This window comes from Robinsoniella sp. RHS (assembly GCF_001029355.1).
Lineage (GTDB): Bacteria > Bacillota > Clostridia > Lachnospirales > Lachnospiraceae > Robinsoniella > Robinsoniella peoriensis.
Map to the genome: position 1 here is coordinate 1 of NZ_JNGB01000137.1, position 20,578 is coordinate 20,578.

Annotated in this window: 21 protein-coding genes; 14 read left to right on the forward strand and 7 right to left on the reverse strand. The window is 38.6% G+C overall.

From position 1 onward, the window contains the following. From dnaB to RHS_RS25725, 3 genes are all read left to right on the forward strand, one after another. On the forward strand, positions 1 to 1,098 hold a 1,098-nt coding region (gene dnaB, locus RHS_RS25715; RefSeq protein WP_047834787.1), incomplete at its 5' end, for a replicative DNA helicase. A 401-nt stretch (positions 1,099 to 1,499) separates the two neighbouring features. Continuing rightward, positions 1,500 to 1,943, forward strand: a complete 444-nt coding sequence (locus RHS_RS32010) for a hypothetical protein (RefSeq protein WP_395023541.1) — start codon at positions 1,500 to 1,502, stop codon at positions 1,941 to 1,943. Between the two features lie 187 nt (positions 1,944 to 2,130). Next, positions 2,131 to 2,973 carry a helix-turn-helix domain-containing protein gene (locus tag RHS_RS25725; protein ID WP_044296404.1) on the forward strand — a complete coding sequence of 281 codons (843 nt, stop codon included), beginning with the start codon at positions 2,131 to 2,133 and terminating at the stop codon, positions 2,971 to 2,973. Between the two features lie 147 nt (positions 2,974 to 3,120). On the opposite strand, the gene RHS_RS25730 is transcribed toward RHS_RS25725, so the two are convergent. The 5 genes from RHS_RS25730 to pflB all read right to left on the reverse strand — a co-directional run bounded on the left by RHS_RS25730 (position 3,121) and on the right by pflB (position 7,307). Continuing rightward, positions 3,121 to 3,741, reverse strand: a complete 621-nt coding sequence (locus RHS_RS25730; RefSeq protein ID WP_395023544.1) for an anti sigma factor C-terminal domain-containing protein — start codon at positions 3,739 to 3,741, stop codon at positions 3,121 to 3,123. Between the two features lie 56 nt (positions 3,742 to 3,797). Further along, complete coding sequence (locus RHS_RS25735; protein ID WP_027295195.1) at positions 3,798 to 3,968, reverse strand: DUF362 domain-containing protein; 171 nt, start codon at positions 3,966 to 3,968, stop codon at positions 3,798 to 3,800. Positions 3,969 to 4,069: 101 nt separating this feature from the next. After that, a complete protein-coding gene (pflA, locus tag RHS_RS25740; protein ID WP_047834788.1) occupies positions 4,070 to 4,819 on the reverse strand; it encodes a pyruvate formate-lyase-activating protein in 750 nt (249 codons plus the stop codon). Positions 4,820 to 4,863: 44 nt separating this feature from the next. After that, a complete protein-coding gene (grcA3, locus tag RHS_RS25745) occupies positions 4,864 to 5,106 on the reverse strand; it encodes an autonomous glycyl radical cofactor GrcA3 (RefSeq protein ID WP_027295193.1) in 243 nt (80 codons plus the stop codon). A gap of 104 nt (positions 5,107 to 5,210) precedes the next feature. Next, on the reverse strand, positions 5,211 to 7,307 hold the full coding sequence (gene pflB, locus RHS_RS25750; RefSeq protein WP_027295192.1) for a formate C-acetyltransferase: 2,097 nt from the start codon (positions 7,305 to 7,307) through the stop codon (positions 5,211 to 5,213). A 358-nt stretch (positions 7,308 to 7,665) separates the two neighbouring features. Between pflB and RHS_RS25755 the strand changes: the two genes are divergently transcribed. The 6 genes from RHS_RS25755 to RHS_RS25780 all read left to right on the forward strand — a co-directional run bounded on the left by RHS_RS25755 (position 7,666) and on the right by RHS_RS25780 (position 15,569). After that, a complete protein-coding gene (locus tag RHS_RS25755; RefSeq protein ID WP_044296403.1) occupies positions 7,666 to 9,423 on the forward strand; it encodes a sensor histidine kinase in 1,758 nt (585 codons plus the stop codon). Beyond that, a complete protein-coding gene (locus RHS_RS25760; protein WP_047834789.1) occupies positions 9,401 to 10,969 on the forward strand; it encodes a response regulator in 1,569 nt (522 codons plus the stop codon). Before RHS_RS25755 ends, RHS_RS25760 begins: the two co-directional genes overlap by 23 nt. 260 nt (positions 10,970 to 11,229) lie before the next feature. Continuing rightward, positions 11,230 to 12,561 (forward strand): ABC transporter substrate-binding protein, encoded by a 1,332-nt coding sequence (locus RHS_RS25765; protein WP_044296401.1) that lies wholly within the window; start codon positions 11,230 to 11,232, stop codon positions 12,559 to 12,561. Between the two features lie 11 nt (positions 12,562 to 12,572). Then, positions 12,573 to 13,478 carry a carbohydrate ABC transporter permease gene (locus tag RHS_RS25770; protein WP_395023542.1) on the forward strand — a complete coding sequence of 302 codons (906 nt, stop codon included), beginning with the start codon at positions 12,573 to 12,575 and terminating at the stop codon, positions 13,476 to 13,478. Continuing rightward, positions 13,468 to 14,328 carry a carbohydrate ABC transporter permease gene (locus tag RHS_RS25775; protein ID WP_395023543.1) on the forward strand — a complete coding sequence of 287 codons (861 nt, stop codon included), beginning with the start codon at positions 13,468 to 13,470 and terminating at the stop codon, positions 14,326 to 14,328. Before RHS_RS25770 ends, RHS_RS25775 begins: the two co-directional genes overlap by 11 nt. 602 nt (positions 14,329 to 14,930) lie before the next feature. Then, a complete protein-coding gene (locus RHS_RS25780; protein WP_044289535.1) occupies positions 14,931 to 15,569 on the forward strand; it encodes a rhomboid family intramembrane serine protease in 639 nt (212 codons plus the stop codon). A gap of 40 nt (positions 15,570 to 15,609) precedes the next feature. Here RHS_RS25780 and RHS_RS25785 read toward each other — a convergent pair whose 3' ends face one another. Further along, the gene (locus RHS_RS25785) at positions 15,610 to 16,338 is read right to left on the reverse strand and encodes a PAS domain-containing sensor histidine kinase (RefSeq protein ID WP_027295185.1); all 729 of its coding nucleotides are present in this window, start codon (positions 16,336 to 16,338) and stop codon (positions 15,610 to 15,612) included. Between the two features lie 121 nt (positions 16,339 to 16,459). Between RHS_RS25785 and RHS_RS25790 the strand changes: the two genes are divergently transcribed. Together RHS_RS25790 and RHS_RS25795 are read left to right on the forward strand one after the other, a co-directional pair. Next, a complete protein-coding gene (locus RHS_RS25790; RefSeq protein WP_027295184.1) occupies positions 16,460 to 16,870 on the forward strand; it encodes an HIT family protein in 411 nt (136 codons plus the stop codon). A gap of 24 nt (positions 16,871 to 16,894) precedes the next feature. Next, complete coding sequence (locus tag RHS_RS25795; RefSeq protein WP_027295183.1) at positions 16,895 to 17,410, forward strand: RNA polymerase sigma factor; 516 nt, start codon at positions 16,895 to 16,897, stop codon at positions 17,408 to 17,410. 12 nt (positions 17,411 to 17,422) lie between these two features. Here RHS_RS25795 and RHS_RS25800 read toward each other — a convergent pair whose 3' ends face one another. Beyond that, positions 17,423 to 18,493, reverse strand: a complete 1,071-nt coding sequence (locus tag RHS_RS25800; protein WP_027295182.1) for an undecaprenyldiphospho-muramoylpentapeptide beta-N-acetylglucosaminyltransferase — start codon at positions 18,491 to 18,493, stop codon at positions 17,423 to 17,425. A 145-nt stretch (positions 18,494 to 18,638) separates the two neighbouring features. Between RHS_RS25800 and RHS_RS25805 the strand changes: the two genes are divergently transcribed. From RHS_RS25805 to RHS_RS25815, 3 genes are all read left to right on the forward strand, one after another. Further along, positions 18,639 to 19,559 (forward strand): DUF4367 domain-containing protein, encoded by a 921-nt coding sequence (locus RHS_RS25805; RefSeq protein ID WP_047834791.1) that lies wholly within the window; start codon positions 18,639 to 18,641, stop codon positions 19,557 to 19,559. Positions 19,560 to 19,632: 73 nt separating this feature from the next. Continuing rightward, positions 19,633 to 20,118 (forward strand): DUF6147 family protein, encoded by a 486-nt coding sequence (locus RHS_RS32015; RefSeq protein WP_052377889.1) that lies wholly within the window; start codon positions 19,633 to 19,635, stop codon positions 20,116 to 20,118. A gap of 169 nt (positions 20,119 to 20,287) precedes the next feature. Further along, positions 20,288 to 20,578, forward strand: a 291-nt coding sequence (locus tag RHS_RS25815; RefSeq protein ID WP_047834792.1) for a hypothetical protein, incomplete at its 3' end; no start/stop codon positions are given.

The following is a 20,578-nucleotide window of genomic DNA, read 5'->3' on the forward strand; positions in this document are numbered from 1 at the left end:
GAAGTTCCTCCTGAAATCAGCAGCCTGGAATTTGTCAGGGATCTGCTAAATGCGGTACCAACCTCGGCAAATGTAAAATACTATGCAAATATCGTCCAGGAAAAATCAATGCTCAGAAAATTGATTCGTACTACGGAAGATATCGCTAATACCTGTTATGTGGCTAAGGACAGGCTGGAAGACATTCTGGGAGATACTGAGAAGAAGATATTTGATATCGTCCAGTGCAATACCTCGGGTGATTATGTTCCGATTAAAGAGGTAGTGCTGAACGCGTTGGATAAAATAGAACAGGCTGCCAAGAATAAGGGAAGTGTTACCGGAATCCCTACTGGATTTATAGACCTGGATTATAAAACGTCAGGATTCCAGCCCTCCGATCTTATTCTGATAGCAGCCCGTCCATCCATGGGTAAAACTGCTTTTGTATTAAATGTTGCACAGAACATGGCTTTCAAAGAAAATAAAACAGTGGCTATTTTCAGTTTGGAAATGTCAAAAGAGCAGCTGGTAAATCGTCTGCTCTCTCTGGAATCAAAGGTTGATTCACAATCCATACGAACAGGAAATCTGTCAGATGAAGACTGGTCTAAGCTGATAGAAGGTGCAGGAATTATTGGAAAATCCCATTTGATCATCGATGATACACCGGGTATCTCAATTAATGATTTACGTTCCAAGTGCCGTAAATATAAACTTGAGCAGGATCTGGGAATTATTATCATCGACTACCTGCAGCTGATGACCGGAAGTAAAAAAACGGATTCCAGGCAGCAGGAAATCTCAGATATTTCCCGTTCCCTGAAAGAAGTTGCAAGGGAATTACATGTACCTGTGGTTGCTCTGTCCCAGCTTAGCCGTGCCGTTGAACAGAGGCCGGAACATCGGCCAATGTTATCTGACCTTCGTGAATCCGGGGCGATTGAGCAGGATGCCGATGTGGTAATGTTCCTGTATCGTGACGATTATTATAACAAAGATACAGACAGGCCCAATATTGCGGAAGTTATCATTGCAAAGCAGAGAAATGGTCCGATAGGCACGATAGAACTTGTTTGGCTGCCGAATTACACGAAATTTGCAAACATGCAGAAATAAAGGAAAGAGCGTTCATCTTAAACGGTGAGCGCTTTTATTATAAAATTTATATACAATATGTTAATATAAATATATAAATTATATAATATAAATATTTGTGTTGACTATTAAGATGTTGTGTTCTATTATAAAAATATATTTCTAATAGAGCAGTTCTGCTTTTAATTCCCATTTAAAAAAATTTAAGTATTGTGTTTAAAATGATATTCCTGGCAAGGTGGTTTAAAGGTATTGCAGTAAGTATTAGTTCCTGTTTGAAGTTTAATTATTCTATCTGCACGTCCCGTTTGCCGTATATTAACTCGCATTAGAGTATGATTAAAAAATAAAATGGATTTTTCGCTTCTTATCTTGAGGCATACAGTAGTTGTGGTAATGGATCCAAAGAAGGGAGTGGATTCATGCTGATTTTTTATATTTTGAGTGATATTATGCCAATGCAGTTACTCATAACCAGAATGCTTACAAAAGAGGAAAATCTGTGGTTAAGAGGATTAGATGAAGGAATAAATGACAGAAGGCTAATTGAAAATTTATCATGGGAATACGAAAAGAATCAAAAAAACCAGCTCTATCAGTCAGCGATGAATCTTATTATAAGATCCAATAAAAATGAGTTTAAGGAGGCAAAGAATAATATGTGTGAAGCAATCAGGGAGTTATTTAAAACGGAAATAGAAGAGGCAGTAGGGGAAGCAGTAACGCGGGCAACAGGTAAAGCCAGGTGTGATATGCTGAATGCATTAGAAGACATTCATAACAATGTACCCCTTATTAAGGTACAGGAAAAATACATCTTAACAAAAGAAGAGGTTTCCCGTTTGGAAAAATTAGCAATGTACTAAACACGTTGAACAGGAAATACGTCGAAGCCTGCATTATACTGATGAATCAGGCATATTCCTGACATTAATTGCGATATCTCCATGTTTGAATCTAAGAATCAATATGATATAATAGCCATGTGCAGATTTACTTTTTGCTTATGGCCAAAATGCCTGTATAGATTCTATTTTATAATGGAGGGGACGTATGGAAATAATGGACGAGACGAGATATATGATCTCCGATGCGGCTAAGAAGGTCGCAGTTGAAGCGCATGTTCTGCGTTATTGGGAAGAGGAGCTGGAGCTTCCCATTGCGCGGACGGAACTGGGTCACCGATACTATACAGAAGAAAATATTCGTATATTCCAGAATATTAAAGAACTCAAAGAGAGAGGATTTCAATTAAAAGCGATAAAAGTTTTAATACCGGAGATTGCAAAAAGAGAAATCAAGAATACAGATAATATTATTCACCTGGAAGAAAAACTAAACAGGAAATCACTTGATAAAGATCATGAAGCAAATAAACCGGAGCAGGATATTGATTCCATGCCAGAGAAAGATCAACATAAAGAACAATCATCTGAAGGCCCTCAGAAGCCCCATAAGGAGATTTCAAATGAAGGTTCGAAGGACAAGTCCCATCAGAATGGAAACAAACAGGAAAGAGCCGCTAAGGACAGTAAAAAAGAAATGTCTTCGGATAAAAAAGAATCCGAAAAGTGCGATGCAGATGTATTGGAAACGGCGCTGTCAGATCTGGATTTCAATGTGGACAAGCTGTTGCAATTTGAAAAAATTGTGGGTAACATCGTCACTTCTGCTTTAAAGGAAAATAATAAAGAGCTGAATGAGCAGATCAGTGAAAGTGTCACCAAAGAAATTGACTACCTGATGAAGCTGCGTGAGGAAAAAGAGGAAGACAGATACAGAAGATTGGATGAGACTATCCGCGCGCACCAGAACCAGGGCTCTAAACGTCTTGTGGCTGCAACGAAGTCCGAGGATGTAAAGCAGAAAAAAGGATTCTTTTTTTGGAGACACTGATTGTAAAACGTATTTTTCCTCTATATACCTATGCTGCTTTATTCTCTGGTATTACAAAAGTGCTCGCCTTATAATTATAGGTGAGCACTTTTGTTTAGGTCTGAATAGACCAGCGTCAGGTCGTATAATGTACGATTTGCAAGTATTTCAGGATTCATAATAAACAGATCTTATAATATCTGAATGTTGTAATTTTTCAATGTCTTTTTTGTTAAGCCAGCTTACGAAGCCGTAAATAGATAAACCGTTTTCTTCTATATAAGAAGATGTAGATTTTAAAATTCCTGTTTCAATGCCAATCATTTTGCAGAAGGTATTCTGATTAGAAAGATACCGAAGCATACTGACCATATGATTTTTCATGGTGTTTTCATCATTTGTCAATGCATCCAGCTCATTCAGAGATAGATCAGTTGAATCCAGTTTCAAATATGGATATCTGTCCGGATAAGGATTGTGTTGGATAATACCTTCCGGCTGAGTTTGAAAACCGGTTATATAGTCCAGGTAAGAATCCGTCTCACCGGTTCTGCATGCCACCCATGATAGATTTATATCATTTTCTTTTTCAAACGATTTAAAATCTGAGAAAGACTGATAATCATTAAAGGAGATATAGGTTTTATACATTGTTTCATCCTTCAGATCATAAATTTTATGTTCTATATCTTTTTTATTGAGTGAGCTCCAAGTCCACTGGGCATAGTGCTGTTCTGGCTTAAGCAGCAGGTTGCCTGCCGGCTGCGAGCAGTGAATTAAATCTGGGATTAGTTTTCAGACATAAAAAAACACGGGAGGAAATCTCCCGTGTTCAAATACCTTAATTATTCTGCTGAGATAGCGCCTGTTGGGCATTCAGCTTCGCATGTTCCACAATCTAAGCAAGTATCTGCATCGATTACGTATTTTCCATCACCTTCGCTGATTGCTTCTGCTGGACATACTGGAGCGCATGATCCACAAGCTACACATTCATCTGAAATTACATATGCCATGATAATATCCTCCTTAATTAATATACTGTTTTTTGACTTGTCTACCAAGCCTTTCAATTTATTCTAATACATTTATAATGAATATACAAGTGAAATATTTGTTAATTTTTCTGCCGTTTTTGTCGAATTCCGTCTAAAATCAGGGATTTTGCCCATACAACTTTTTCCTTGGGACAATTGTCCAGATCTTTGAGTGGATAATCGATTCCCAGCTGTTCATACTTACTTTTTCCCATATTGTGATAGGGAAGCACATCCAGTGCCTTCAGGTTAGACAGACCCCCTATATAATTGCCAAGCTCTTTCAGATACTTTGGATCATCAGTAATTCCGGGTACCAGTACGTGGCGGATCCACACAGGTATTTTCTTTTTTTCCAGATATTCGGCAAACTGGAGAATGCGTTCGTTGGAGTGCCCGGTCAGCTTTTTATGAGCTTCCATATTAATATGCTTGATATCCAGCATAACCAGATCTGTCACGGATAATAAACGATCAAGCTTTTTTAAATACTCGGAATTTCCCTGAACAAAGGTGATGCCCGAAGTATCAATGCACGTATGAATATTTTCTTTTTTTGATTTTACAAAGAGATCTGTTACAAAGTCAATCTGAAGGAGAGGTTCACCGCCGGTGACGGTGATACCTCCGTTTTTATAAAAGGCACGGTTCTTATCATAGTTGGACAGAATTTCTTCTGAATCCATCCATGTGCCGGCATTTACCTCCCAGGTATCCGGGTTGTGGCAGTATTGACAGCGCATGGGGCATCCCTGGGTAAATACAACATACCGGATACCCGGCCCGTCTACAGTACCAAAGCTCTCTAAAGAATGAATACGGCCTTTCATAGTTATACCTCCTGAATCCTTTGATTGATGACAATCACGCAATATTACATTGCACCATGGAATGTTCTGGAAATAACTTCATCCTGCTGTGCTTTTGTCAGTTTGTTAAAGTTTACAGCATAACCGGATACACGAATGGTAAGCTGTGGATATTTTTCGGGATGAGCCTGTGCGTCCAGTAATGTATCACGGGTGAACACGTTTACATTTAAGTGATGGCCGCCTTTTTCAACATAGCCATCTAAAAGATTAATTAAGTTTTCTACCTGAGCATTATTTACTGTCATAGTATTGTCCTCCTTATAATTGATAATTGCCTGTGCGTCAATCGGTTACATCTATTTCGAATATATGGGGAGGATAAGCCCTCTCCATATAATTAATTTAGATTTTAGTTTTCTTCATCTTCTACGCCGTCAAAAAGTGTTGGCGCATTACAGCTTCCACAGCCAAGATCCATATCTACGGAGATATCGCCTGCGAAGATCTGATCATCTTTACCAAGTGCTCCCGGAATAATGGAGAAGGTATTGGAAATACCATCCTGTGCTTCACGGAATGGAAGTTTGGATACAGATGCGAGGGAAGCAACTGCTCCGTGCTCATCACGTCCATGCATTGGGTTCGCACCCGGTGCAAATGGTTCTCCGGCTTTTCTTCCATCCGGAGTAGCTCCTGTGTTTTTACCATAAACAACGTTTGAGGTAATTGTCAGGATAGAAGTTGTAGGGATACCGCCACGGTATGTGTGGTTTCCGCTGATATATTTCATAAAGGTTCTTACAAGGTCAGCTGCAATACTGTCAACACGGTCATCATCGTTTCCGTATTTTGGGAAGTCGCCTTCTACCTGGTAGTCAACAACGATTCCGTCTTCATCGCGGACTGCTTTAACTTTTGCATACTTGATAGCAGACAGAGAGTCAGCTACTACGGAAAGACCAGCGATACCGGTTGCGAACCAGCGTGTTACTTTTTCATCATGCAGAGACATCTGTAATTTTTCATAGCAGTATTTATCATGCATATAGTGAATGATATTTAAAGTATTTACATAAACTCTTGCAAGCCACTGCATCATGTCTTTGTATGCGGACATAACTTCATCATAATCAAGGTATTCAGATGTGATTGGTCTGTATTTCGGTCCAACCTGTTTCTTGGATACTTCATCAACACCACCGTTGATTGCATATAATAAGCATTTTGCAAGGTTTGCTCTTGCGCCGAAGAACTGCATTTCTTTACCAACCCGCATAGATGATACACAGCATGCAATTGCGTAATCATCACCATGAGTTACTCGCATGAGGTCATCGTTCTCATACTGGATAGCAGAAGACTTTATAGACATTTTAGCGCAGAAAGCCTTGAAGCTATGAGGAAGTCTTGTGGACCACAGTACGGTCAGGTTTGGTTCAGGAGCAGGTCCTAAGTTGTCTAAAGTATGAAGATAACGGAAAGACATTTTTGTTACCATAGGACGTCCGTCGATACCAACACCACCGATGGATTCTGTTACCCATGTCGGGTCACCGGAGAAAAGGTCATTATATTCAGGTGTACGTGCAAATTTAACAAGACGAAGTTTCATAATAAAGTGGTCTACGAATTCCTGGATTTCTTCTTCTGTAAAAGTGCCATTCTTTAAGTCACGTTCTGCATAGATATCGATGAAAGTAGAAGTACGTCCAAGAGACATAGCTGCACCGTTTTGTTCCTTCACAGCTGCAAGATAACCAAAGTATAATGCCTGGATTGCTTCTTTGGTATTTGTAGCAGGTTTGGAAATATCGCATCCGTAAATTTCACCTAATTTTTTTAATTCTTCAAGAGCACGAATTTGTTCGGATAATTCTTCACGGTTACGGATAACATCAGAGTACATGATGGTACGTGTGCTTTCTTTTTGGTCTTTTTTGTCTTCGATCAGACGATCAACACCATACAGAGCAACACGACGGTAATCGCCGATGATACGTCCGCGTCCATAAGCATCCGGAAGTCCGGTGATGATATGGCTGGAACGGCATGCACGCATTTCCGGAGTATAGGCATCAAATACACCTGCATTATGTGTCTTTCTGTGTTTTGTGAAAAACTCATCAACTTCAGCATCTAATTCATAACCATTGTCTTTACAAGCTTTTGCCGCCATGCGGATACCGCCGTAAGGCTGTAAAGAACGCTTGAAAGGTTTGTCAGTCTGGAATCCAACAATCGTTTCTTTCTCTTTATTCAAATATCCAGGACCATGGGAAGTAATGGTGGAGATAATCTTAGTATCCATATCCAGCACGCCGCCGGCTTCCAGTTCCTTTTTGTTCAGATCCATTACCTGAGCCCACAGTTCCTTCGTGTTTTCTGTCGCCTCAGCCAGGAAGGATTCATCACCTTCATAAACTGTATAGTTTTTTTGGATGAAATCACGGACATTAATTTCTTTTGTCCAAACACCACTGTTAAAATCATTCCATTCGCTTCTCATACATTACCTCCTACGATATGATATTCTTAATTTTCCCCACAAAAGCCAGGGAATATTTATTGAAGTATTGTTAATTAATTGACAGGATTATCATAACATGTACATTGTATACACGTCAAGGGCGGTGATGCACTTTTTCGAATACAGTAGGTCTTAATGAAAAAGATTATTATATATTGACAAAATTGGTAGGATATAAAATCAATATTTGTAAATATTGCGAAAGGATTGTTATAATATAGCATATTGGATGTTATATGAGAGCGGTGCCTTATAACATGGAGAGAAGAGGTTGCTTTTTGTGGTTAGTACGATGTAAAATGTGGATAATAGGAAGATACTGAGGGGGAAATGTGGATTGGGAAAATTCAGGGATTTAACGCTGAAAAGAAAGTTATTCTCATCATTAGTGATTTTTGTGATTATTCCGCTGCTGATTGCGGGGGGATGCTTTTCTATATGGATCAATCATATTGACAAAAAAAGCAGTTGTGAGTCTGGTATTATTATACTAAAAGAAGTACATAAAGATGTGGATAAAATATTTTATGACGTAGAGGATGTTACATCAAAGTTGATGATTAACAGCTGGATGCAGAAAATTTTGCTTGGAACAGCCACGAAGAAAGATTACTGGGAACTGAAAGAATGGTATGACAGCACAACCAGGAATAAGGAATATTTCAGTGCGCTATGTCTGAGTATGGATGGGAAAATCATCTATCAGAGGGGAAAGGTTCTGCATACGGAAAACAAAGAGTACATAGAACAGATGGAGCAGGCAGAAGGGAAGAGCTTTTGGTCCCAGCCGTATATTCTGGATCTGTTTCCTCTATATAAAGAAGATAAAAAAGAAACAGTTGTTACATATTACAATGGTATACATCCACAGGAAGGTGTAAATGCTGTCTTAAGTATCAGTGTTCCGGAGGAAGAGCTGTGTGCGGCATATCAGCCTTATCTCAATCAGAATTCATGGGAAAGTTTCTTAATGGATTGCGATGGAAACATTATGTCAGCTACCAATAAAGAAGAACTTGGTCAGACATACAGCAGGTATGAACAAATCAGAGACAAGCTTGCGGGGAATCAGGGATATTTTGAAACCACCATTGAAAATAAGAATATGACGGTCTTATATACGAAAAGCAATAGGAATGGGTGGTATTTGGTCAATGAGGTTCCCACTAAGGAGATTCTGAGATCCAATACATTGTATGTTTATTTAATGGTATTGGCCGTTAGCCTTTGTGTGACTTTTGGTTTTATATTTGCAAAAGTGCAGGAACGATTTATTATCCGGCCTTTGGACAAGCTGCTTGGGGAAATGAAAAAGCTAAAAAAAGGGCAGTTTAATATTGAACTGGTGAATAACAGCCGGGATGAGATTGGGACAATAAGCAGCGAATTTGTACAGGTATCAAAACGTTTGGAAGAATTGATTCAGGAGGTATATATATCTAAGATTTATAGCCAGGAGGCGGAACTTCAACTGTTAACTTCTCAGATCAACCCACATTTTCTATATAATACACTGGATTCCATTCATTGGCTTGCAGTTAAGGAAAAGGATTATGATGTTGCTGAACAGCTGGAGGCATTGTCTGATATCTTTCGGCATGTACTTAGCCGCGGAAAAGAAATGGTGACTATTGAAGAAGAGGTAAATCATCTTAAAAATTATATGTTTATCATGAATTCCCGGTATAAAAACCGTGCTAAAATGCGGATTGAGATGGAAGAGGGTTTGAAATATTTTAAAATTCCCAAGTTAATTCTTCAGCCATTGGTGGAAAATGCAATGCTGCATGGGTTAGAACCAAAGATAGAAGGCGGAACAATTGAAGTATGGATTCAAAAGGAGGACGAATTGCTGACGATAATTGTCCGTGATAATGGGGTTGGTACGGATGAAGAAAAGATACGGGAAAAATTGGCGGATGCTCAGGAAGAGCACAATGTATTTGCCCTGAAGAACCTGGATCAACGGATTAAATTAAAATATGGAAAAGAATATGGGTTGTATTTCAAGAGCAGGACAGGTGTAGGAACAGAAGTCAGGGTGACGATGCCAATGCAGGGGGAAGGAATAAATGAGAATCTTGATTATCGATGACGATGTACAGATAAGAGAAGGAATAACCGAAGGAATAGACTGGTCCAGTCTGGGTATAGAAGAAGTTCGAAACTGCGGTGATGGAGCTTCAGGACTGGTCATATATGAAGAATTCAGACCGGATATTATTTTAGCAGATGTCCGGATGCCGGAAATGGATGGTCTGGAATTTTTGCGGAGGATTCGGGAAAAGGATGAAAATGTAAAAGTAATTATGATCAGCGGCTATTCTGATTTTGAATACTTAAAAAGTGCTATTAAATACGGTGCAGAGGACTACGAACTGAAACCTATTAAAGTTAAAAATTTAATCGGTCTCATCAGCAGAACAAAGCAGAAAATAATACAGGAGCGCTTTTCAAAGGCAAAAGTAGAGGAATATCAAAGTTCATATGAAAAAAATTTTATTCGGGAGGTGCTTCGCGCAGAGGTGGTAGATCCAAATGTAATTGTGGGATTTCTTCAAACAAGATTTCGTGCCATGGATACCAGAACTGCTATCTGCGGTGCGTTGATGGCTGATCCGGATACTGACAGGAGTGATTATGGTGAACTGGATCGAAAGGTGCTGTATTATATAGAGAGTCTGGAGGAAGATATCAGCTGTTTTCGTATCAGGGGAGGCCAGTATCTTCTTCTAATGCCTGCACTGCCTTCCAGTCTGTATGTGTTTAATCAGCAGAACAAGATGAAAAGCTGTTATGATAAAATGAAACAGTGTGACTGGTATCGGGAAGGTAGGATTACGATTTCCCTTGGGGTCAGCACGGAAGTGCCCTTATCTCAGGTAAAACGGGGATACGATCTTGCATGCAGCTGGCTGGAATACCGCATCTGTGACGGAAGAGAAAGTGTCCACATTCAGACTGGGGCGACCTGCAGGAATCGCCAAACAGATGAAATTAAGAATAAACCAGTTCTTACGAGAGCTCTAACAGAAGCTTTTTTGAATAAAAGTGAGTCCCGTATAGAACAAATAGTGGACCAGGTGGGGAACATCATGCGGCATAACAGGGTTATAGATATGAATATTGTACTGGAGTTTTTATTGGACAGTTGTATCGAAGTAAATAATTATTACATAAAAAATGAATACAGAAAAAAACCATTTCATACAGTTTCCATACATGCCCGTCTAGATAAGTATTATTTTTTGGATGATTATCTGGAATATTCAAAAATGTTGTTTAAGGAGGCTTTGAATCAGGAAAAGCAGGAGATATGGAATAAGTACAGCAGTGCAATTGCAAAAGCTGTTCATCATATAGAGATGCATTATATGGAAAATCTGACAGCTGAGTATATGGGAGAATATATAGAAAAGACACCAAATTACTTCAGCCATCTGTTTAAAAAAGAGGTCGGAGTTTCTTTTAAAGAATATCTGAACCGGATGCGTATGGAAAAAGCAAAGGTATTGCTAGTAGACACAGATCTGAAAATATACGAAGTTGCAGAAAAGGTCGGATTTCATGACTCCATCTATTTTTCCCAGGCATTTAAAAAATGTATGGGGTGTTCACCGGCAGAATGTAAAAAGGGGTAATAAATGAAGTGTGCAGGAGCAGGAAGAATCAGGGTGATAAGCCCGGGTTCTTCCTGCTTTGGTTTTATAAGAAAATTGTAGATTTTCTATAATTAATGTAGATTATTCCTGTTTTTTTAGACTGCTTATTTTCGTATAATTAGGATATCAAAGAAACCGTATGATGCTTAACAACCTCAGAGGCGTGCTGGTTCATTACGACGTAATCCGGTTAGAGAGCATCGAGAAAGACTGGTCAGATTAAAAGGAGGAACAACGATATGAGAAAGAAATTGGTTGGGATGTTATTGGCGATAAGTATGACAGCAGCAGCACTAAGCGGATGTGGAGGCAGTGGGAATGCAAAGGAGACTACAGGAACGATGAAAGAAAGCAGTTCCGATACAGCTGCCAATGAAATTACGGATAAAGCTGCTGAAAATAAAGCTGTGGACAAAGACATTGAAATGGTTCTGATGATAGAAAATCCCGAGGTTCCCGTTACCTCAGAGGTTGTAAAAAAGGTACAGGAGAAATTTCCGGAGATAAAATTTATATCTAAAACCTGGGATCAGTCTCAAATAGAAAAGTCAGTTAAAACAGCGTTTGCAGCCGGGGAAGCAGTTGATATCGTTCAATACTGGCCAAATCAAATGAAAAATTTCACCACGTCGGATATGGCACTTGATCTTACACCGTATTTAGATTCGGATCAGGACTGGAAGAACACCTGGGTAGAGGGCGCTTTGGAAGTGGGTGTATTTGATGATAAAAATGTAGCAGTTCCGTTTGGAACCGTTTATCCATTGCTGCAGGTTAACACAGATATAATGAAAAAGGCAGGTGTGGAAGTAAAAGACCAGTGGACCTGGGATGAGTTAGTTGATGCCTGTGAAAAAATTAAAGAAAATACGGATGCATTTCCACTTGGTGTAAAGTCAGATAATGCATGCTGGTTTGTAAGAAATGGCTTGATGCAGTGCTGGGATAACCAGGACGAGCTGGATAGGTTTAATACGGGTGAAATTTCATTCACGGACAGCAGGGTAAAAGAAGTCTTTGATAAAATAAAAGATTTATATGACAAAAGTTATCTCTATCCGGGTGAGGGAGCAGTCTCAGCAACTCAGGATCAGATTACAGCGGCTTTCGCACAGGGGCAGGTAGCAATGTTTGCAAATACCAATAATCAATGTGGAATTGCTAAAGAAGCAGCAAATGGAGCATTTGATGTGGAAATTGTAAGCTGGCCCAATATGGGGAAGGCAGATATGAATTATCTGCTGGGCGGATCGGATGGATTCTTTATTACTGCAAATACAAAGAATCCGGATAAGGCAGTGGAAGTACTGAAATATCTAACCAGTACAGAAATATTACAAATGTATGCAGACACGGGGAATGTCGTACCTGTAAAGGGCATAGCGTCTGCAGATCCCGATTATCAATTATATGGTGTGGATGCCGCAAAGGTTTACCCGACAGAGCCAATTGGAATTTCTCCGGAAATGTTTGATTACATTGTATATAATACCCCGTCTAATTATCTGTTCTATGGTGACACCTGTCTGGATGAATTAGAAGCGCTGCGCACAGCAGCAGTTGGAAAGTGAGAAATAGTAATATGAAACAGAAGAAGGAAAAGCACGTTCTGAACAAAAAAATAATAATTGCAGGTTGCTTGTTTATGCTTCCGGCTTTTCTCATTATTATATTTACCATGTTAATCCCCCTGATCTGGAATGTGGTGCTTTCATTTTATGAATGGAATGGAAACTCGGACATGAGATTTGTCGGTATAGCAAACTATATCAATGCTTTGACCGAGAGAAGTACAGTGGCAGCACTTAAAAATTCTGTATTTATAGGAGTTGTTTCCACAGTTGTGGCAATGGTACTTGGAATTTTATTTGCACTTTGCATCTATCGCCTGGGGAAAAAGGAAGGGGCTTTCTGCAGATTTATATTTTACAGCCCCAGTATGATGCCTATGACGGTAATCGGATTGTTGTTTGTATTTGTGCTTGCCCAGGATAATGGTCTGTTAAACAGTGCACTAAAAGCGGTTGGACTGACCTCCTTGCAGCATGGCTGGCTTTCAGAACGGGGTACAGTCCTGTGGACCATAGCCATCGTACAGGGGTGGAGATTTTCAGGCACAATTATGATGCTTTGTTATACCGGAATGCTGTCTATTCCAGGTTCTCTGTTTGAATCTGCGAAGCTTGATGGGGCAGGATATATAAAGTCAGTGAGATTAATTATCCTGCCGCTCATAAAACCGACAATTAAACTGGCGCTTTCCATGATGATGCTCTGGTCATTTAAAACCTACGATATGGTTTGGACAATGACCAAGGGGGGACCGGGAGATTTATCCATGACAGCACCCATAAGAATGATAACAACTGCATTTTCATTCAATAAATTTGGAAATGCTTCTGCGATAGGTATTATATTAACAATTATTGTAAGTATCTGTGTCATTATTGGCAGACGAATTGCGAAAGGAGAGACTTATGAATACTAAAATACACCATTTGTCATTTAGAAAGTTTAGTATTGGTTCTATCCTGCTTCGTATTGCCATGGTGAGCTGCATTGCATTCTATGTATTGCCTATTATTTTTTCATTTATTACTTCGTTAAAAACGACTCCTGAGTTCTATCAGAATGTCTGGGCTTTGCCGGAAAAGTTTCGTTATGAAAACTATATCCAGGCCTTTACAGAGGGGAAAATCGGGGAATATTTTTTGAACAGCGTTATCATTGCTGTGATATCACTGGTACTTATACAGGTGTTTGCTCTAAGTGCGGCATATGCCCTGTCCAGATTGAAGATTCCATTTGCAAATCTGGTCTTAGTACTGTTGCTTGTTATCCAGGTACTCCCCACAGAATCAATGATTATTCCACTGTATATGATGTTATCCAAGACAGGGCTGCTGAAGCTCCAATACGCGGCAATTATAATCGGTTATGTTGGCTGGTCTCTGCCAGGTACAATTATTATCTTAAAAAACTTCTTTGAAACTATACCGATAGAGTTATTAGAGGCGGCAAGAATAGACGGCAGCGGGGAATTTAATACAATGGTTAAGATTATACTACCTCTTATGAAAGGAGCAATGTCGACTTGTTTTGTAATGAACTTCACTTATGTTTGGGGAGAACTGATGTGGGCGCAGATAGCCACTCTTTTGACCGATAAAGGAATCCCTATCACAGTAGGCTTACTGAATTTCCAGGGAATGTTCACCACCAACTGGCCAATGCTGACAGCGGCAATTTGTATTGTAATGCTTCCCTTGTTTTTTATCTTTTTATTCCTTCAAAAGTATTTTGTTTCGGGACTTACCGCTGGGGGTGTCAAAGGTTAAAGCTTTCATCAATATACCTGGTAAATATTAGAAATAAACCGTAGAACCAGGTTCTATTTTATGGAAACAAACATATATAAAAATAAACTTATGGTAAAAGTATTTTAGATAAGAATTAGTAGAAAATTAATGCATTATTCTTTATAGAAGTTTAATATTTTGATGAAACGACATGATTTCATGGATAATCTGATAATAATGGTTATTAAAAATGTTTGGAATTTTATTACGGTGGCAACAAATTGAAACACAAGCACTTTAGTGGGAATCGAATATATTTAGGAGAAATGCATAGAAAAGCTTTTTCAAAAATTTACAAATAATCTTGTTGATAGATCGATAGGCGTTTACAGAAATAATAAAAGCGGGCAGATGATGTCCGCTTTTTATTGTAAAAATGATGTGGTTCTGAAACTATTATGTAAAGATGTATGGTTAAATAGACGAAAATGGGAGGTGTACAAAAATGAGAAACCAGATTCTAAAAATGTAAAATAATGTAGTAACATGGTATAAACCTATGTTAAAATTGCGTTAATAATTGTGACTTAGTACTATGCAAATAGAAATTCATCTGTTACAATAGGGCAAGAGGCGATTCTATGGACGAAATTAAAGATTTTTTGAAATCCAGGACTATAATGAATCTAGTTATAGTTCTTCTTAACATTGGTATTTTTATTGTAATGGAATTAATAGGAGATACAGAGGATGTTCAGTTTATGCTGACTCATGGTGCAAATTTTACTCCATGGGTTTTAGAGCATGGAGAATATTACCGGCTATTCACCTGCATGTTTTTGCATTTTGGAATTGAGCATTTATTCAGCAATATGCTGGTGCTTATTTTTCTGGGAGATACTCTGGAAAGATCTGTGGGAAAAATACGTTATCTTCTGATTTACGTGATTGGTGGTCTTGGAGGCAACCTGTTATCGATGTGGTATGATATGAAAACCGGTGATTTTGCAGTTTCAGCCGGAGCATCGGGGGCAGTATTTGCAGTTATTGGAGCACTTGTATTTATCATAGCAAGAAATAAAGGAAAACTGGAAGATCTGACGGGTAAAAGGCTGGGACTAATGGCAGCCCTTACCTTGTTTCAAGGATTTTCCAGTGCGGGAATAGATAACTCGGCGCATGTAGGTGGCCTGATAACAGGCGTACTTCTTGCGATTTTGCTCTATCGTAAAAAGAAACGTGTCCCGATAGAGCAATATGATCATGATAGCATGCAATAATTTAATAAATATTCATGACTAAAGAATGCAGCTATGTAGGCTAGCAATAAGGAAGGAGGATGGTAAAGCAGGTTCCTGTACCAGGAGTGGATTTCACGGTTAAGCTGCCGTCATGTGCTTCCACAATTCGTTTGGTAATGGCGAGCCCAAGTCCGCTGCCACATTTTTTATGTGTTACAAAAGGGGCAAACAAAGTATCCAGATCTTCTTCCTGGATGCCACAACCATCATCAATAACCTGTATAATCAGTTTTTTATCTTTCGTTAACGCTCGAAAGATAATATGACCGCAGTCGTCTATTGCTTCGACGGCATTACGCAGCAGATTGTAGACTGCCTGGTGTAATTTAGTGTCATCAGCAGTAATATGGGGCAGCACTTTCTGAAAGTCACAGGAAAAATCAATATCAGTATCACGTAAATGGGTTGCAATAGACCCGGCAAGAGCCTCAATCCAGGACTTTACATTCATTTCCTGAAGAGCAAGGCGTTCTCCGTTATTGAAAGAGGATAATTCGTCCAGTAGTTTTCTGAGGAACATCATATCTTCCATGGTCTGATTCCAAAAAGCAAAGCTTCTTACTTCCGGATGTTGCTTTTCGATCAATTGCAGAGAACTGTTTATTAAAGTAACAGGATTGCGAATCTCATGAGAAATCTGGGATACAGTAAATTGTTGATCTTCTTTCAGCTTTTCTATGATATAGCGGAAATCCTCACGCTCATTCATGAGGGCTTTCATCTGTTTTTCGTCATTTTTAGTTAACATATCGACACCTCCATGCATAGAATAGCATTGGTTTCGAAAAATAGCAAATACATATTATTGACATAATTTTACAAAATATCTAACATAATAGTGAATAATTATTAGGAAAAGGAGAGAGTTTATGAAAGAAAATGATTGCATTTTTTGTAAAATAGCGAATGGACAAATACCTTCGGCGGCAATATTTGAAGATGAAGATTTCAAGGTAATACTTGATTTAGGACCGGCATCGAAAGGGCATGCTCTGATTATTCCGAAGGAACATTATGCGAATATTTTCGAGATGCCAGATTCCTTACTCCAAAAAGCTTACACTTTGGCAAAGAAGATGGCTGCTCAGTTAATGGACACACTGGAGTGCGATGGGATCAATATTCTGCAAAATAATGGGGAAGCAGCAGGTCAGACTGTATTTCATTTCCACATTCATCTCATACCGCGCAGAACAAAAGATCATGTCGGTGTAACGTGGAAACCCGGAACCTTGACGGAGAAAGACAAAGAAGAGATACTTTCCAAATTTAAAGCATAAGCTGAGAAGAGGACACTACAAAAGATGAAGAATAAATTGTTTACAGAAGTATATAACAGATATCATCGTCTGGTCATAAAAGCTGCTTTGGATCAGACTGGGGATTTTGAGTTGGCACAAGAAGTCTGTCAACACGTATTTTGGAAATATTATGACAATATGGATACAGTAGCGCCGGATTTTATTAAGGCATGGCTTCTCATTACTGCAAAAAGAGCGGTGATAGATAATTCCAGAAAAGCAAGTGTAAGAAGAGAAGTGATTATGCCCACATCCAGTATTAATACAGCGGTCGAATATTCAATTGATGAGTTAGTGAACAGAACGGCAAATACACAATTGCTGTTTACAATTTTTGACGATTTAAAGCAGATGAATGAAAGATGGTACGAAGTAATTTACCAAAGCTATGTGAATGGACTGACCCAGGAAGAGGCAGCGGCAAAACTTGGGATTGCAGTCACAGTATTCCGAGCAAGATTATGCAGGGCTAAGAAGTACATAAGGCAGAAATATCTGAAAGATTATAGAGAAAAGTAGAGGCGAGCGCCTCTACTTTCCTTGTATTACCTGTCCGATTAATGTAACGATCTTCCCGATTGCATCATTTTGCTGGCTTTTTTCCATAGCAGCAACGTAGGTGCGCCGGGATTCATATAATTTTTGGATAGTGTTTAGCAGTACCTCCGGAGACAGAGTTTCTTCTTCCAATACTTCGCTGAATCCCTGACGTTTGAAAGAAGCAGCATTTAAAATCTGATCTCCACGGCTAGCTGCTGCAGAGAGCGGAATTAAGAGATTTGGTTTGCGCAGTGCCAGTAATTCACAGATTGCATTTGCACCTGCTCTGGAGACAACTACATCTGCAAGGGCGAACAGATCCGCCAGTTCTTGTTTGATATATTCGTATTGTACATAACCTTCCATATTTTTTAAAGATTCATCGATTTTATCTTTTCCACATAAGTGAATTACCTGGAAAGTTTTCAAGAGTTGTGGTAATATATTCCTAATAGCGGCATTGACAGCAGCGGAACCAAGACTGCCGCCAATAATCAGCAGGACGGGCTTATTTGCTGTAAATCCACAGAACTTCAGCGCCGCCAGTTTATTACCGGATAAGAGCTCTTGACGTATGGGAGATCCGGTAAGAAAGGCTTTTCCTTCCGGTAGGTGTGAAAGCGTTTCAGGAAAATTGCAGCATATTTTATCAGCAGATGGGATGGAAAGTTTATTTGCCAGACCGGGGGTCATATCTGACTCATGTATAATGACTGGGATATGTCTGTGTTTTGCCGCAAGAACTACCGGAACAGCTACAAATCCGCCCTTGGAAAAAATAACGTCCGGTTTCAGGCGCTTCATCAATTTTCGAGCCTGAAAGTAGCCCTTTATTACTTTGAATGGATCTGAAAAGTTCTTTGGATCAAAGTAACGTCTCAATTTACCGGAAGCGATTCCATAATAGGGAATAGAAAGTTCTTCAATTAATTTTTTTTCAATTCCGTCAAAGGAACCAATGTATTGAACATCGTAATCCAGTTCCTTCAGACGAGGAAGTAGTGCAATATTAGGTGTAACATGGCCGGCGGTGCCGCCACCTGTAAGAATAATTCGTTTCATATTCATCCTCCAAAAAGTTCATCATAGATACATATTATACTGTTATGAAAAAAAGTCAAGACGGGACTGGGCGGGATGGGATATAATTATATTAAAAAGCTATCGGATATATACGCAACGTTGCTCGTGCAGAGGGGAGTAAATAGTGGAAGGAAAACAAAGAAAAAACAGTGATAAAATTGAGCCTTTTCCAATTTTCTCGGAGATTACAGAATCCGAGGATAATATGGATGAGGCTCTCCGACGGCAATTAATGATAGAGGCAGATGAATACGAAAAAATTTTAAATTCAGATCAGAATTTAGATTACATAGATGAAATAGAGGAACCACCTGAACTTTTCGCTGCAATTATTCAGAAACTGAAGGACGAGAAGAAGTGGGTTGATGAAGAAGAAACGGAACCAGCAAAGGCAGAGGAGATTCTGGAGACTGTTGTGGGAGAAGAAAAGAAGGTAAATTATGCTCAGGGTGAAGGGAATCGTGAGCAAATATATAACTTGCTTTCGGACGAAGATAAGAAGGCCCTTGCGATTGGAAAAAGAAAGCTGGCGCAGCGCAAGCGGGACAAGGTGTTGAAATTCGCTGGAGCTGCGGCTATGGTTTGCTTGTGTTTGTTTGGGGTTAGCATAGACAATAGTGATCATATAATTGAGGGCAATTCAGCAGAAGAGAGCCAGATGTATAAGGAGATTGAGGAAAAGATAGATTTAGCACCAATAAAATTTTTATATAAACCTAAGGGTATGGAGTTTTTGACTTATAATATTGATCAGATTACAAATAATATCATTGTACAATATACGTACAATGATACTATTGTAAATGTTGTAATGTGTAAAAAAAGCCTGGATTCTTCAGGATATCAAGTTTTTGATGGAAAGTATACAGATTCATTTCAGATTACATATTTAGATAATAGAGTTGCTGCAGCATCAGAAATTGAAAACCCTAATGGGGAAAAAGAGTATGTTGCACAATTTGAATATAATTATGTTTATTATTCAGTTTCAGCAATAATGTCTAGAGAAGATTTTACAAAATTATTAAATAATATTTATTTTTAGTTTTTACGTTATATTTTTGCGCCTAATACGTTTATATATATGTAATGTAAAATATAAATACAAAGGAGGAAATATGAAAACAATCAAGAAAAGGCTTTCAATAGTAATATGTTTAGTATTGTGTTTTAGTTTAATGTCGCTAAACGTTAATGCAGCAGGACCAATGGATGGTCAGATGGTAGATGGTTCGTTATTAACATCTGAAAAAAGTGTGAAAGGAACGTGGAGTGCAAAAGCTCGTGGAGACTACTTATCAAGCGGATATGGATCAATTGATGATTATGGAAATGGAGTTATCAAAATATCAGGCATGACAATGTGTACACGCCCTTGCGATAAAGTTATTGTCAATCTGTATTTAGAAAGATTAGTAAATGGAAATTGGGTTTCTGTGGATCAGAGATATCATACAGCTTATAACACAACTCAAGCATCATATAGTACATCATTAGTTGTTGCAAAAGGATATTATTATAGAATCCAAGGTGTTCATATGGCGACAAAAGGAAGTACAACAGAAACAAGCAATAGTTGGTCTAATGGTATTTGGATTAGCTAAAAAAGAATTTTAGGTAATAACAGTTAACAAGTTGAATTATAATTGGCTAAATGAATGTCCCGTACATTACCATTCATTTTTTAAATACGATTATAATCAGCATAAGTTAAAGGAAGTATAATAACATTACTACATATGAACGAATTAGACAAAGGGGAGTAAAAAAATCATGAATGCAAAGTACTATCGCTTTTTATTTCAAAACATTGAGTGTGGAATATGCCATACAGGAAGTATCGTGGACAACTATATAGATGAGAAATGCCAATTTATTTACATTAGTGGATTGATGAATTCGGCATGCAAAAAGACAGAACCAGACAAGAGATTTCAAAAAGTGCCAGAATATCAAATCATGATATTGGCGGATTTATGCTCATTTTCAATACATAAAGCAGTGGAAGTTCTGATGGCATCAAAAGTAGGTAAGGTAATAATGCCGGAATTTACTTTGGATGAA

Bases quoted from the DNA above. Each gene is read 5' to 3' on its own strand.
- RHS_RS25765 (WP_044296401.1), top strand. From the start codon at position 11,230: ATGAGAAAGAAATTGGTTGGGATGTTATTGGCGATAAGTATGACAGCA.
- RHS_RS25770 (WP_395023542.1), top strand. From the start codon at position 12,573: ATGAAACAGAAGAAGGAAAAGCACGTTCTGAACAAAAAAATAATAATT.
- pflA (WP_047834788.1), bottom strand. From the start codon at position 4,819: ATGAAAGGCCGTATTCATTCTTTAGAGAGCTTTGGTACTGTAGACGGG.
- RHS_RS25795 (WP_027295183.1), top strand. From the start codon at position 16,895: ATGAAGAATAAATTGTTTACAGAAGTATATAACAGATATCATCGTCTG.
- RHS_RS25800 (WP_027295182.1), bottom strand. From the start codon at position 18,493: ATGAAACGAATTATTCTTACAGGTGGCGGCACCGCCGGCCATGTTACA.
- RHS_RS25760 (WP_047834789.1), top strand. From the start codon at position 9,401: ATGAGAATCTTGATTATCGATGACGATGTACAGATAAGAGAAGGAATA.
- RHS_RS25780 (WP_044289535.1), top strand. From the start codon at position 14,931: ATGGACGAAATTAAAGATTTTTTGAAATCCAGGACTATAATGAATCTA.
- RHS_RS32015 (WP_052377889.1), top strand. From the start codon at position 19,633: ATGAAAACAATCAAGAAAAGGCTTTCAATAGTAATATGTTTAGTATTG.
- RHS_RS25775 (WP_395023543.1), top strand. From the start codon at position 13,468: ATGAATACTAAAATACACCATTTGTCATTTAGAAAGTTTAGTATTGGT.
- RHS_RS25725 (WP_044296404.1), top strand. From the start codon at position 2,131: ATGGAAATAATGGACGAGACGAGATATATGATCTCCGATGCGGCTAAG.
- grcA3 (WP_027295193.1), bottom strand. From the start codon at position 5,106: ATGACAGTAAATAATGCTCAGGTAGAAAACTTAATTAATCTTTTAGAT.
- RHS_RS25785 (WP_027295185.1), bottom strand. From the start codon at position 16,338: ATGTTAACTAAAAATGACGAAAAACAGATGAAAGCCCTCATGAATGAG.
- pflB (WP_027295192.1), bottom strand. From the start codon at position 7,307: ATGAGAAGCGAATGGAATGATTTTAACAGTGGTGTTTGGACAAAAGAA.
- RHS_RS25790 (WP_027295184.1), top strand. From the start codon at position 16,460: ATGAAAGAAAATGATTGCATTTTTTGTAAAATAGCGAATGGACAAATA.
- RHS_RS25735 (WP_027295195.1), bottom strand. From the start codon at position 3,968: ATGGCATATGTAATTTCAGATGAATGTGTAGCTTGTGGATCATGCGCT.
- RHS_RS32010 (WP_395023541.1), top strand. From the start codon at position 1,500: ATGCTGATTTTTTATATTTTGAGTGATATTATGCCAATGCAGTTACTC.